The sequence below is a fragment of the Lysinibacillus sp. FW301-JW8 genome (genome assembly GCF_058788755.1).
This window is the reverse complement of record NZ_JBYTBB010000012.1, coordinates 12867-26028: the sequence shown is the minus strand read 5'-3', so window position 1 is coordinate 26028 and position 13162 is coordinate 12867. Positions and strand designations below refer to the sequence as shown.

Here is a 13162-nt window from a genome sequence, read left to right as displayed (position 1 = left end):
GCTTTTCGCAGCCAAGAGGTGGGTTTATTATTTTTTAGGTAAGGTAATATGAAAGGTTGTTCCCACTGAGAGCTGGCTTTCTATAGAAATAGTTCCATTATGTGCTTGAACGAGTTTATTCACGATTGCCATGCCAAGCCCAGTTCCTTCAGAGGAAGATTCAGTTGTCGTTCCACGATAATATTGTTGAAATATATTTTCGACCATTTGTGGAGGCATACCTACACCGTTATCCACAATGTGGATATTTACATATTCAGGGTGATCGAAAATATGTGTATAAATATTTGTGTTAGGAGGATTGTGGATAATGGAATTCATAAGAACATTTTGTAGAATCCTTTGCATGAATTTAGCATCAAATTCAGCCTGTATGGCAGGTGTATCTGCTTGAAAATGCAAAATATAGTCGTTTGCCTGTGGATTATTACTAATAGTGGCAACAACTCTTCTAGTAAATTCCACAATATCCTGATTTGTTTTGTGCAATGGTAATTGATTTGGGTGATTAAGTTGAATAAAGAGACTTAAGTCTTGGATCAGTTCCTCCATATGCCTTCCTTTATCTGCAATTTCTTGAATAAAGGAACGTGCTTCCTCCTTAGACCATTCGTATTGATCGTTTAATAATAGCGTAGAGTAACCAGTAATATAGGTTAATGGCGTTTTTAAATCGTGTGAAATACCTGCAATCCATTCTTGCTTTGCTTGTTCCACTTCTTCTCGTTCTGTCTCGGCAGCTTTTAATTTGCCTGATAAGGATTGTAGATGCTGAAGGACCTCTTGATAGAGCAGATAACGCATAGGGAGCTTTCCTTTACGGTTATAGATGTTGGTAAGTCCTTTGGGCTGTGTATACTTTTCCTCAAATAATTGCTGAATCCAGGTCATGATAAAGCCAAGAGGACCACCAAAGTACCATCCAAATACAGCTATACAGGAGACAGTACTAAATCCAAAAATCCATAGTACCCATAAATTTTCATACTCCTCACTAGCGTTTTTCTTAAAGAGCGGCAGGATTCCTTCGATGCCTATTAGAATACAAATTCCACTTACTAGCATCCACAGCATAATACCTAACGCAAGATGTATTGTAAAACGTGTATTTATTCGCATATGGCTTCCTCTTTTGGAGGGATAAATTTATAGCCTATACCCCTTAAATTCACAATAATTCGTGGTTTCCGCGTATCATCTCCAAGCTTTTTCCGCAGCTTTGAAATATGGATGGTTACAGTCTTTTCCTCCCCAAACACATCATTGCCCCAGACGAGTTCATAAAGCTGAGAGGTTGTAAAAATACGATTAGGATTTTTACAAAAGAATTGTAGTAGCTCAAGCTCCTTTGCGGTACATTCTACAGGCAAATTATTAACAATGAGTGTGGCGGTCGCAGGGTTAAGTGTAAAATAACCAAAATCAAATTTTGCCTCTAGTTGTTGCTGAGCATTTTCATACATTTTTTGACGTCTAAGGATAGCCTTTATTCGAGCGACCACTTCTAAAGGATTAAAGGGTTTTGTTATATAATCATCGCCCCCTAATCCCAGCCCTGTTAATTTATCAAAATCTGTGGAGCGAGCACTAACAAAAATAATAGGTGTATTTGTATGATTACGAATCGCTGTGCAAAGCTCAAAGCCACTAATATCTGGAAGCATGATATCTAGCAAAATAATATCGTAATGATTGTCCTTTATAAGCTGTAGCGTATCTTTTCCAGTGGAGGCAGAATCGATATTAGTAAAATTTTCTTTCCTTAGTGTAATGTTCAAAAGTTTCAAAATGCCGATTTCGTCATCTACTGTTAGGATTTTTATATCTTCCATTTGTATCCCTCATTTCAATTTCATCATAACAGCTTCTGAGTTGTATATCCTTCCTCTAGTAAAAAAATTACTGTTATTTTCCGTTGACTTTACTTTGATTTTACTTTCACTGATTAAGCTTAATGTAATGAATTCTAAAACAGTAAGGAGAAGATAAAATGGAAACCATTATTCAAATACATCAATTATGTAAGAGCTATAAGGGAGCGGAAACTGTCTCGAACGTCAATATGAACATTAAAAGAGGAGAGATTTATGGTTTTTTAGGTCCGAATGGTGCTGGGAAAACAACGATTATGAAAATGATTTTAAACCTAGTAAAGCCAACCTCAGGTGCAATAAAGATTTTTAATACATCAATCTCTACAACCTCTTATCAATACTTGAAGAAAATAGGGAGCATTATTGAATACCCAGAATTCTATGAAAGATTAACAGCCAAGGAAAATTTAGAGCTTCACTGTGAGTATAGTGGTGTTAATGATAAGGGGGCTGTAAAGGAGGCGCTTAGAATCGTTGGTCTGAATAACGTAGAAAATAAAAGGATAGATGAATTTTCATTGGGAATGAAGCAAAGGTTAGGAATTGCACGCGCCATAGTGACAAATCCTGAAATTCTTATTTTAGATGAACCCATCAATGGTCTTGATCCAATTGGCATTAAAGATATACGAGAGCTTTTAATGCAACTAAAAGAAAAGTATGGTATCACCATTTTAATTTCAAGTCATATCGTTTCAGAAATTGAATCGATAGCAGACACTATTGGCATTCTTCATGATGGAAAATTATTAAAGGAAGTTAAAATGGAGGACATTCGTAAAGAAAACGTGGTGTATCTAGAAATCCAGATAGACGATTTGAAGGGAGCAATTGAAGTTCTCAAGAATAAGCTTGAAATTCGTAATTATGAAGTGGTCAATCAGCACTGTATTCGAATTTTTGAGCAAAATGTTTCACAGTCTCAAATTAATAAAGAACTCATTCTCAGCGGTATAGTTGTCAATGGTCTTGAAAAGCAACAACAGCATTTAGAAGACTACTTCTTACAATTAATTAATGGAGGGCATCCACATGCTTAAATTACTAAAACTTGAATGGAAAAAGCATCGAATGTCTGGTTATATAAAGGGCTTATTGATTTCTATTATCAGCATTTTTGTAGCTGTTGCTCTAATGGCTCAAGGGGGAGAAGGCGAAGGGGAGTTTTTAAATTATACGGAATTTATGTCCTTAACAAATATTCTAATTCGTATTGTATTTATTATTTTTTCAAGTGTAATCCTATCCCGCTTGGTAATAGATGAATATAAAAATAAGACTGTTCAATTATTGTTTACGTATCCATTGAAAAGAAAAAAAATTATACTGGCCAAGCTGTCGCTCGTTTTTGGTTTTTGTTTTGTCAGTATTATTAGTGCTGTATTCATGATTAATATACTAATTTATTTTCTGAATCCGATGATAGGTCTATTTCAGCAGCCAGCGGACGTACAAGATATGTTGGCAACAATGCCATCTACTTTTATGAGTGCTTTTATGACTGCTGGCGTAAGCCTAATACCTTTGTACTTTGGTATGCGAAAGAAATCTATCGCTTCTACCATTACATCAGCTGTACTTATTGGATTTGTCATTAATGCAACTGTTTCTGATGGAGTGACATCATCTAGTCTATTTCAAATTATGGCTGTGCCAATTCTATTGTGTGGATTAGGACTTTTAATTGGCTATCTATCTTATCGAAAGGTCGATAAAGTGGATTTAACTTAAAATCTATCATTAGAAAAGAGGGGATCAAGTGAAAAAGGGAATTATCGCCTCACTATTAATTATTTCAATTGCTGTGGTAGTAGCTTTAAAAGCAAGTGGACAACAAGACTATGCAAACCAGCAATCCTTTAATGCAAAGCAAATTGATGTATTAGAAATAAATAATGAGTCTTGGAATGTAGAATTAGTAGGCACTACATCTAAAAAATTATCGATTGCTGTTGATGGTAAGCAGCAAAAGAAGCAGAATGCTCCAGTGGACATCAAAAAGGATGGCAATAAAATAAGCATACATCAATTTGATACAGATGACGGGGTCTTAAAAAATATTAGCATTGGAAAAAAGGGTACTATTCAGATTTCAATACCACCTAATACATTGCGTAAAATTGAAATAAATAGTAGTGATGGAGATATAACAATCAATACTATTACGGCTCAAGAGATTTCGATTTTAAATAATTCAGGAACAAAAATCATTAAAGAATTCTCAGCTGAAAGAGGTAAGATTACGTCACAGGATGGTGAATTAAAGATAACAGATAGTGCTTTCAAGGAGTTAACAATAGCTGCTGCAAATGGTGATAGTTACATTACAAGTGTCTCTAGCCCACAGATGAACATTACCTCAACGAGCGGTGAAATAGTATTAAATGAAATGAATGAAGAAAAAGCGTTATTTATTGAATCTGGCTCTGGAGATATTAGGTTGTCCTATTCAAAGGCACCGCGATCTTTAGAGCTTATAGCTAAAAGTGAATCATCCGATATTACAATTAATTTAAAGGACTTTAAAAAAGTAAAAGGAGATTCAACAAAGTGGAAAATTGGGGAAGCATCAAATCGAGTGGAGGCTATTAGCAAGGAAGGTGTTATTTCTATTAATTAATCTGACCATTGAGAAGTTGGAGGATAATTAAAAAGCTTGTAAAAAACTTAATTTGTTTTTTACAAGCTATGATTTAGGGTTACTTAGCTAGTACAGCAAGTTTGCTAAGCTCTTCTGTAGTCAGTGGCTCTGTTTTGCCAATTTCAGTATGAACATCAAAGACAGCTGTATTTTTAATAGTGCCAGTAATTTCTCCTGTTGTTTGATTTAATACACTGCTTGCACCAAGGAACCAGAAATAATGGTCTTGTACTCGTTTAGGAAAGTTTGCCCCAAACATGCCATCTACAGAAATTGGTGCACGGAAGTTCATAGATTCTTTTTTCAATGTACCAACCATTGTCACTTTCTTTTTACTTCTAGGAGGAACAGTTACTTGTACACTTGCAGTAGCTGTTCTTGATTCTGACTCCGTTTTTGATTCCCCAACAGTAGTACTAACGGAAAACTCCATTCCTGATTCAAAGAATCCTTCAATTGTAAATTTGGAGGATATTGTTAGACCAGTCGTACTTTCAGAAGACCAAGATTGCTCACTTTGCCAGCTTCCTTGAACTTCTAAAGTCATTGTAGCCTCTTCATCTCCATAATTTACTGCTACATTGCTCCCAACGATTGCAGATGTAGGTGGCTTGCCATCGCCTTTCGTATAATTAAAGTCACCTAGTCTTTTATAACAAGGATGACCATATTGTTCTGTGATCGCAGGTTTAACAGCATTAAAATAAGTTTCACTGTTGACAGAGATGCCATCAGGTTTTGTACCAAACTTATTTGTGAAAGCTTGTCTTACACTCTCAGGGCTTGAATTTAGTGCAGGTAAATCTGTAAATGATAATTTTTCTTGAATTGTCATTATGTTACCTCCTAATTTGTGTTGTTATATAAACACATTTATGTGTATTAAATTCATATATGCGTTCTATAACCCACAAGTATATTACCTTAATTAACCATATTTGTCTTTATATTTTGCAAAAATAGTATTATTTTTACATAAATAGACAAAATGGTTGGGGAGCTTATGAATAAGACTTACCATTATCTAGCTGTACCAAAACTTTGTAACAAAGATCCTCTAGAAAATTGGAAACTGTGATAAGTTATAAGGATGTAGGTTTTCCATATTTTCTCTAGGAGGTTCTGATTGTGAAACATATCTATGTAATCAGGCATTGTGAAGCCCAAGGGCAATCATCAGATGCTCATTTAACAGAAAAAGGCTTTCAGCAAGCAGAAGTTCTAGCTGATTTTTTTGCTGACAAAGAAATTAAGCGAATTATTGCAAGTCCCTTTTTACGAGCAATTCAAACGATAGAGCCGCTTAGTACAAGGAAAAATATCGATATTGAAGTTGATGAACGCCTTACAGAACGGATTTTAAGCACTAGAGATTTAACAGATTGGTATGAAAGGCTACAAGCAACCTTTATAGATATGGCAATAAGATTTGAGGGTGGAGAGTCCAGCGAGGAGGCAATGAGGCGTATCGTAAATGTTGTCGAGGAGATATTTCGAAATGAGGCTGATCATACAATTATTGTTAGCCATGGAAATATTATTACCTTACTATTAAAACATTATCAAAGGGATGTAGATTTTCAATTTTGGAAAAATCTAAGTAATCCAGATGTCTATCAGCTAGCTGTGAAGAATAATACAGTGACACTAGAACATATTTGGAAATGAGAGGAAAAGTATGGATAGGTTATTACAAGAAATTGTTACTTGGGTCAAAAAGGAAGATAAATCAATCGTTATCGGTATCTCTGGACATGGTGCAGCAGGAAAAACTACGTTTGCCAATAGGCTTATACATCTACTAAATCAAGATGAAACGAATTATATCAATACAGACCCTTATATTGTTAGTTCGGAAATACGTATGCAAACAATTATCAGTTATACATATCAAAACGAACATCGTCACTTTAAAATGACTGCTTGTCATCCAGCGGCACATCATTTGCCTTCCTTGGAAAGAGATGTTCAAATGGTTAGAGAAGGTCTAGATTTATTGACCATAAATACACATTATATGAAAAGTGAGCTAATTTCTTCAAAAGCAAAAGTAACGATTGTAGAGGGAATGAGTGTGGCATTTATTAATCCGGAATTATTTGATTTGAAAATTTATTTTTATACAGATGGTGATACGGAATTAATGAGAAGATCAGGTCGAGATGTACTTAAAAGGGGAACAAATATTGATTATTTAAGGCAGTCTCATAAGGAACGACGCATTCAATATGAATTGTTTATGCATTCATATAGTCAGCATTTTGATATTATCGTTAAAACGTCGGATGATATAGTTTGCCTAGAAAAAAATACATTTGATTTTTAAATTGTTTTTAAGAAGCTTTCTGCAATTCAAAAGGGCAGAAAGCTCTTGTCATTAATATTGAAATTTCACCCGTACTGTTGCATTAATTGCCATTTGTCCTTGTTCAATAGGTGTAGCAATTGCTGAATCGGTCATCGCCATGGATTTATAGAGGACGGGGCTACCCTCATGTTCCTCAACAATTTCAATTGGCTGGGGCAGTAAAGGTAAATGCATCGCTGCTACAATTGTTTTAGCTTTCATTTGGGCATTATGGAGAGCTAAAGTACGTGCTTGCTGGTAATAGACATCCGCATCGGCTATGTTAAATTGAATGGAGGAAATACGATTTGCACCATTTTGTACAGCTGTGTCAATAACTGCACCAACCTGATTTGTGTCAGTCACCTTTACTGTTATGGCATTGGTCACTTCATAGCCATTAAAAATTTGTTTACCATTCTCAAAATCATAAAGAGGAGAAATCGTGTAGCCTGTTGTTTGAATATGTTCTCTTGGGATTTGAAGTGCTAACAGAGATTGCATAACACGATTCATTATTATCGCATTTTCCTTCTGTGCATCCTGTACATTTTTCCCTCGCGTATTTACTTCAACTTGAAACTGTGCATAGCTTGCCTTTGCCATTACTCTTCCATGACCATTCACAATGATGACACGCTGTGCATAAGGAACTTGCTGACTACTAGTTGAATAATACATCGAAAACCACCTTTCTAAAGGCTCATACTAACTATGCTGCCTGCTATCCTTTATTTTTTATGTTTTTTAATAATTTATCATTTAATTTGGTAAATAGCAGCAATGTTAAAAGTGTTCCAATAAGGGCTAAAAACATGTCCCATTGTGCATCCCAGCGATCGCCTTGCATTCCGACAAAATCCTTTGATCCTTTACTACCTTTGGAGATTTTTGTGCTTAACCATTCAATGATTTCATAGATAGCTGCAATAGCAAGCATAATACTAATTGTAATGCCTGATAACCAAGCCCCTTTTGTTAATGGCGTCTTTCTTATTAATATTTCCCTTATAACTATCGCCATTAAACCTTTAAAGAAATGACCAAAGCGATCATAGTTATTTCGCTGTAAATGGAATTCTTCTTTAATCCAATTAAAAAGAGGGACCTCTGAATAGGTATAGTGTCCACCAATAAACGTTAAGATGGATAAAAAAGCGATAATACAATAAGAAAAAGTTGTGAAGCGGAATTTATTATAGATGGCTGTAATAATAATAATAGCTACAACGGCTGGACTTACCTCTGCAAGCCAATCCAAATAGGAGGCTGGCTTTATTACAGACCACAGAAAAATAATCATTACTATAAATAATAAGATGACATGTATTTTCCTATCTTTATTTCATCATGCACACTCCTTTGCCCAAAGTATAGGGAAAGCGTGGCTATGTTATACAAATATATATATATGACATCAGCTAAAAAAGCGTCTAGTCAAGTGTTGCACTGACGCCTTGTTTATCTTGATTCAGCAGATCTTTACTGTACCTAAAGTGAAGCGTCAGGTATAAACTTCTACTGATAGCTTTAGATCATTTTTAATAATGCCTCTACACCAGACATTCCTTCAGTAATACCTAGCAGTTGTGCTTCATAGGTCACTGACTCTAGGGGAGCTGTCAATAATTCATCGATTGTTTTTACGCCAACAGCTCGCCCAGCGATTATTTTTCGATCAGCCAGGCGGTCATTTAACAAACCGACATCTAAAGCCCCACACATAATATAGCCTGTATCATTTGAAACCGTTAGTAGTGTTGTTTTGGGTAATTGAACAACCACCGCAGTGAAAAAATGCCCCTTAATCATTATAGGCTCTATTGTCACCATCAAAATCACTCCTTTTCTCTATATACATATGGCAGGAGCTAAGAAGGTGTTCGACATTTTCAATAAAAAATACGATTAGGTCATAACGTATTTTTATTTCATCAATGATAAGAAATGTTGAAAATGATGTCACAACGGAGGCGATGTAATCGTTTTAAGGAAAAAGGAGGAGTTGTGATGAAGAACATAGTTATTATTGGTGGAGGTTACGCAGGAATAAATTTGTTAGAGGGGCTAAAAAAAGAATTCCAAGGTCAAATCGGAAAATCAGTAAGAGTTCTTTTAATTGATAAAAATAGTTATCATTTTAAAAAGGTCTTACTTGTTCGTGCTGCGATTAGGGATATTAATTTGAAAGTGCCATTTAGTGAGTATTGTCAGGATGGAATAGAGTTTATTCGAGGAGAAGCATTAACATTAAATAAGCACAAGCAGCAACTAATAATTAAGGTGGAGAATGAAAAAACTATCAATGTCTCATATGATTATCTTGTGTTAGCATTTGGCAGTATTATTCGATCGATTCCTGAAGAAATTGGTGGGATTACCTTGAAAGATGGACACAGCGCCTTAAAGATTAAAGAAGATTTAGTAGCAGGTATGAAATCATTTCAGGCATTAGGGAAATCTGAGCAAGATCAACGTTTATTTAAGATAGCTGTTGTAGGTGGTGGAATCGCAGGTATTGAAACTGCCGCTGAAATTGCCGTATGGTCTAAGGAAAAATTGGAGGAAGTAGGAGTTCAATCGAGTTCAGTAGAAGTCCTCCTATTTGATACAAAGGATCGTCTTTTGCCAGATGCGCCAGCAAAAGTAAGCGAAAAACTAATCAATCAACTAAATAAACATGGTGTAATGGTCAAACATAAAACAAGGGTATCCTATTGGAAAGATGGTCAATTGTTTACCTCAGATGGTCGAAAATATGCTGTAGATACTTGTATTTTTAATCCTGGAGTTGAGGCAAATCCGGTAATTCAAAAATTGGATTTACCTTTAACTGAACAACATAAAATTATTGTAAATCATTCCTATCAGGTGAAAAATGAACCTCATATCTATTCCATCGGTGATTGTGCTTTCATAGTAGACCATAAAAATAATCAGCCTGATGGTATGACCTGTAAAGAAGCCATTACGCAAGCAACAAGATTAAGTAAAATATTAAAGGCTGCCATTAATGGAGTACCATTAGTGATATTGCATGAATCCTATCCTGTAAAGTTTTTCTGTATTAGCTTAGGACCAAATAGTGGTTTTATGTGGACCCAAAAATGGGGACTTGATTTCACGGTCACTGGAAAATTAGGGGCTAGAATAAGAAATTATACATGGGATTTAGCTAGTCTTCACAAATAAATTCGGGGTGAATTATGGACAATGGGCAAATTAGTGTACTTTATAAAGAGCATAAATCACTGTTATTTTCGATTACCTATCGCATGACTGGTAGTGCATCAGATGCTGAAGACATTGTACAGGATGTATTTACTCAGCTTGGAAAAATGGAAGTCAAAAATACCGACAATATGAAAGCCTTGCTTTGCAAAATGGTGACTAATCGTTGCTTGGATTTATTAAAATCTTCAAGGAAGAAGAGAGAAATATATACGGGAACTTGGCTTCCAGAACCATTAGCAATGCATGAAGAAGATCCATTGTTTAGTATTCTACAAGATACTAGTATTTCATTGGCAATTATGATGTTGTTTGAGGAGTTAAATCCAATTGAAAGAGCTATTTTTATTTTGCGTGAGGTATTCGAATATGATTATTCGACAGTAGCTGATATTGTACAAAAAAATGAGATAAATTGCAGGAAAATTTTAAGTAGAATTAAAAGAAGGCTGCCAGAATTAGCGAATAAAAACTGTGTTGTTTCAAACAAGTTAGAAATAGAAAAAACAGTTTCGGATTTTGTTGCTGCTTTTCAGCAAGGGAAGATGGAGCAGCTTGTTCATATTTTAAAGGAGGATGTTATTTATTATGCTGATGGGGGAGGAAAAGCTACAGCTGCACTACATCCTATTTACGGTCGTGAAAGGGTTTCCCATTTATTATTTGCTCTAACCCGTAAATTTGAGGATAGTAATTATCAATTCGATATGATGAATATCAATGGAGCAGCTGGCTTAGCCTTAAAATTAAATAACAGTATTCAGGCTATTATAGGATTTAAAATAGCACATGGACAAATTGAAGCCATCTATTATATGGTGAATCCTGACAAGATAAAATACATTTAAGGGAAATAATTTAGAAAAGAATCAACTTTTTTCATACTTGAATTAATTAGTTTATTAGTATTGTCGGCTTTTTTTTGTTAAACAAACTTAAATTAGGATGATTAATAATAATTCTAACAGCGATTAAAAGAAGATTATAGTAATAATTAAAGGGGAAAACCGCCAATCCTTCTCAAGTATAATTCATTGTAATTCGTAAATAGTAAGTTGACGGAGTAATGTGAATGTGACTTGGGAGGTGATGCTATGACACGTAAATATGTAATGATTTTAAGCATTTGTTTTTTTATCATATCGGTATGTTCTACAGAGCTCATAACGTATGCGGATAAAGGTCGTCCCTACTATGAGGAGACAGGAGAAGTTGTGTGGGATATCAATACAGAAGACAAAATAATTGCCCTCACCTTTGACGATGGACCACATCCTAAGTATACAGCAGCTATTTTAGATTTATTGGCAAAGTATGATGCAAAGGCTACCTTTTTTATTATTGGAAAAAATGCAGAAAAATATCCAGAGGTTGTTTTACGATCTTATTCTGAAGGACATGAGTTAGCCAATCATACGTTTTCACATCCGTTTAAAGTTTCTGTAGCTGAATTGCAGAAGGAACTGCGTCAGACAAAGGAAATAATTTATAGCATAACTGGATTTTCCCCAGCTTTATTCCGTCCTGTAGGTGGTAACTATAATGATTCAATGATTAATGCCGCTGTTAAGGATGGATACAAAGTTGTTATGTGGTCTTGGCATCAGGATACTCAGGATTGGAAGCAGCCAGGTGTAAAGAAAATTACACAAAAGGTGCTGAAGGGATCAAAGCCCGGTGATGTTATTTTATTCCATGATGGAGGCGGCGATCGCAGTCAAACCATTAAAGCGCTGGAGGAAATATTGCCAGTGCTGAAAAAGCAGGGTTATACATTTGTCACGATATCCGAGCTGATAGAAAGCAAACAGCAGAAAGAGCAAGTGCAATAATAGAAATAAGCCATTTCAACAATTGCTTGAATGGCTTATTTCTCTTCTATATAATTAAATTACCAAAATAGTAGTGGTGCAAGTGCAATCCCAACAATTGTTCCAAATGCGATGCCAACACCGAAGGCTGCTGCTCCTCTAAAACCCCAACCCCAAAAACCTAAACCATAACCACCAAATCGTCTATCAGGTAGAATCCATACCTGTCTTCTATCTACTCTAGATATTTCTCCATAATGTACTTTTCCGGATGATTCTGTAATTTTTACACGTTTCCCTTGATATTGACAGCAAAGATTATAAGTATCAGCTGGATTCACAAATTATCCCTCCTTTCGGCTTCCTTACAAGATAATATATGCTGCCTCATCTACCCATCATTAGCCGATTGTCTATTGGATACATAAACTATAGTTGGAGGTGTGAGAATGTCAGTTATACCAACAAATGAGTGGTTACATGAAATTATGGAGATTGAAAAGCTTATGCCTAAGCGGAATCTTTATGAATTACAGCGCACTATCATTTGTAATCGTCTAATAGAGATCTTTAATGATGGAAATCCAGAAGAAATACAATTTGAATTGCAGCAGCAGGGGCTATATTTGCCGCATGAAAACATAGCTATTCAAAAGTTAGAAGGTCAAAATGTTTGGCTAGTTGTGCAAGAAGAATTTAACTACTTAAAAGAAAAATGGAATGGACCCAATATACCGATCTATATATTTCCTATAACATTGGAACAAACAATGACCAATAAAAATGGCGCAGCCTATCCTAATGCCATTTTTTTATTTGTTGGGGAACTTAAAAAACAGGAACTTCGTGCATTATTTGCACATGAATACAATCATGTTTGTCGTCTGCATTTTTTAAAAAAATCTTTAAACGAAGTGACCTTGTTGGATTCTTTAATTTTAGAGGGCTTGGCAGAATGTGCAGTAGAAGAAATTTATGGAGACGAATGGTTAGCACCATGGTTGAAGTATTACACGATGGAAAAGATGCTGGAAATATGGAATAAGTATTTTTTATCTCAGATGGATAGTCAGGGATTGGCACAACATACAGAGTTTTTATATGGTGGAAAGCTACCACAGTGGATTGGATATTGCATTGGCTATGAAATTGTAAGGACGTATATAAAAAATCATTCATCAAACAAACTTCATTTGAAAAATTCGAAGGAGATACTTATTGGCTCTGATTTTCCGTTACAATAGAAGAAAGGAGTGGT

16 protein-coding genes are annotated in these 13162 nt (G+C 35.2%); 9 read left to right on the top strand and 7 right to left on the bottom strand.

The annotated features are described in order from the left end of the window. Nucleotides 1-27: 27 nt before the first annotated feature. Both AC3WOM_RS07150 and AC3WOM_RS07145 read right to left on the bottom strand, forming a co-directional pair. Nucleotides 28-1119, bottom strand: a complete 1092-nt coding sequence (locus tag AC3WOM_RS07150; protein WP_492445854.1) for a sensor histidine kinase — start codon at nt 1117-1119, stop codon at nt 28-30. Then, nucleotides 1110-1832, bottom strand: a complete 723-nt coding sequence (locus tag AC3WOM_RS07145) for a response regulator transcription factor (protein ID WP_427537408.1) — start codon at nt 1830-1832, stop codon at nt 1110-1112. Before AC3WOM_RS07145 ends, AC3WOM_RS07150 begins: the two co-directional genes overlap by 10 nt. A gap of 158 nt (nt 1833-1990) precedes the next feature. Between AC3WOM_RS07145 and AC3WOM_RS07140 the strand changes: the two genes are divergently transcribed. The 3 genes from AC3WOM_RS07140 to AC3WOM_RS07130 are packed head-to-tail and all read left to right on the top strand — an operon-like array spanning nt 1991 to nt 4494. Continuing rightward, nucleotides 1991-2914 carry an ABC transporter ATP-binding protein gene (locus AC3WOM_RS07140; RefSeq protein ID WP_492445853.1) on the top strand — a complete coding sequence of 308 codons (924 nt, stop codon included), beginning with the start codon at nt 1991-1993 and terminating at the stop codon, nt 2912-2914. Further along, the gene (locus AC3WOM_RS07135) at nt 2907-3605 is read left to right on the top strand and encodes an ABC transporter permease (RefSeq protein WP_492445851.1); all 699 of its coding nucleotides are present in this window, start codon (nt 2907-2909) and stop codon (nt 3603-3605) included. The genes AC3WOM_RS07140 and AC3WOM_RS07135 overlap by 8 nt, the downstream gene beginning before the upstream one ends. Before the next feature lie 28 nt (nt 3606-3633). Next, nucleotides 3634-4494 (top strand): DUF4097 family beta strand repeat-containing protein, encoded by an 861-nt coding sequence (locus AC3WOM_RS07130; protein WP_492445849.1) that lies wholly within the window; start codon nt 3634-3636, stop codon nt 4492-4494. Nucleotides 4495-4573: 79 nt separating this feature from the next. Here AC3WOM_RS07130 and AC3WOM_RS07125 read toward each other — a convergent pair whose 3' ends face one another. Further along, a complete protein-coding gene (locus AC3WOM_RS07125) occupies nt 4574-5350 on the bottom strand; it encodes a hydralysin-2 (RefSeq protein ID WP_427537420.1) in 777 nt (258 codons plus the stop codon). Between the two features lie 293 nt (nt 5351-5643). On the opposite strand from AC3WOM_RS07125, the gene AC3WOM_RS07120 reads away from it, so the two are divergent. Together AC3WOM_RS07120 and AC3WOM_RS07115 are read left to right on the top strand one after the other, a co-directional pair. Beyond that, nucleotides 5644-6183: a histidine phosphatase family protein gene (locus AC3WOM_RS07120; RefSeq protein ID WP_492445848.1), complete on the top strand. Its 540-nt coding sequence runs from the start codon at nt 5644-5646 to the stop codon at nt 6181-6183. A 10-nt stretch (nt 6184-6193) separates the two neighbouring features. Beyond that, the gene (locus AC3WOM_RS07115) at nt 6194-6841 is read left to right on the top strand and encodes a uridine kinase family protein (protein ID WP_492445847.1); all 648 of its coding nucleotides are present in this window, start codon (nt 6194-6196) and stop codon (nt 6839-6841) included. Between the two features lie 51 nt (nt 6842-6892). Here AC3WOM_RS07115 and AC3WOM_RS07110 read toward each other — a convergent pair whose 3' ends face one another. The 3 genes from AC3WOM_RS07110 to AC3WOM_RS07100 all read right to left on the bottom strand — a co-directional run bounded on the left by AC3WOM_RS07110 (nt 6893) and on the right by AC3WOM_RS07100 (nt 8695). After that, nucleotides 6893-7543, bottom strand: coding sequence for an SIMPL domain-containing protein (locus AC3WOM_RS07110; protein ID WP_492445845.1), 651 nt, complete (start codon nt 7541-7543; stop codon nt 6893-6895). 43 nt (nt 7544-7586) lie between these two features. Then, the gene (locus tag AC3WOM_RS07105) at nt 7587-8192 is read right to left on the bottom strand and encodes a DUF2238 domain-containing protein (RefSeq protein ID WP_492445933.1); all 606 of its coding nucleotides are present in this window, start codon (nt 8190-8192) and stop codon (nt 7587-7589) included. Nucleotides 8193-8392: 200 nt separating this feature from the next. Further along, nucleotides 8393-8695 (bottom strand): YunC family protein, encoded by a 303-nt coding sequence (locus AC3WOM_RS07100; RefSeq protein WP_427537435.1) that lies wholly within the window; start codon nt 8693-8695, stop codon nt 8393-8395. A gap of 177 nt (nt 8696-8872) precedes the next feature. Between AC3WOM_RS07100 and AC3WOM_RS07095 the strand changes: the two genes are divergently transcribed. From AC3WOM_RS07095 to AC3WOM_RS07085, 3 genes are all read left to right on the top strand, one after another. After that, nucleotides 8873-10054: an NAD(P)/FAD-dependent oxidoreductase gene (locus AC3WOM_RS07095; protein WP_492445843.1), complete on the top strand. Its 1182-nt coding sequence runs from the start codon at nt 8873-8875 to the stop codon at nt 10052-10054. Between the two features lie 14 nt (nt 10055-10068). After that, on the top strand, nt 10069-10941 hold the full coding sequence (locus AC3WOM_RS07090; RefSeq protein ID WP_492445841.1) for an RNA polymerase sigma-70 factor: 873 nt from the start codon (nt 10069-10071) through the stop codon (nt 10939-10941). Nucleotides 10942-11187: 246 nt separating this feature from the next. Beyond that, a complete protein-coding gene (locus AC3WOM_RS07085; RefSeq protein ID WP_492445840.1) occupies nt 11188-11925 on the top strand; it encodes a polysaccharide deacetylase family protein in 738 nt (245 codons plus the stop codon). 59 nt (nt 11926-11984) lie between these two features. On the opposite strand, the gene AC3WOM_RS07080 is transcribed toward AC3WOM_RS07085, so the two are convergent. Further along, the gene (locus AC3WOM_RS07080; protein WP_427537447.1) at nt 11985-12245 is read right to left on the bottom strand and encodes a hypothetical protein; all 261 of its coding nucleotides are present in this window, start codon (nt 12243-12245) and stop codon (nt 11985-11987) included. A 108-nt stretch (nt 12246-12353) separates the two neighbouring features. On the opposite strand from AC3WOM_RS07080, the gene AC3WOM_RS07075 reads away from it, so the two are divergent. Then, nucleotides 12354-13148 (top strand): DUF2268 domain-containing putative Zn-dependent protease, encoded by a 795-nt coding sequence (locus AC3WOM_RS07075; protein ID WP_427537450.1) that lies wholly within the window; start codon nt 12354-12356, stop codon nt 13146-13148. Nucleotides 13149-13162 lie beyond the last annotated feature (14 nt).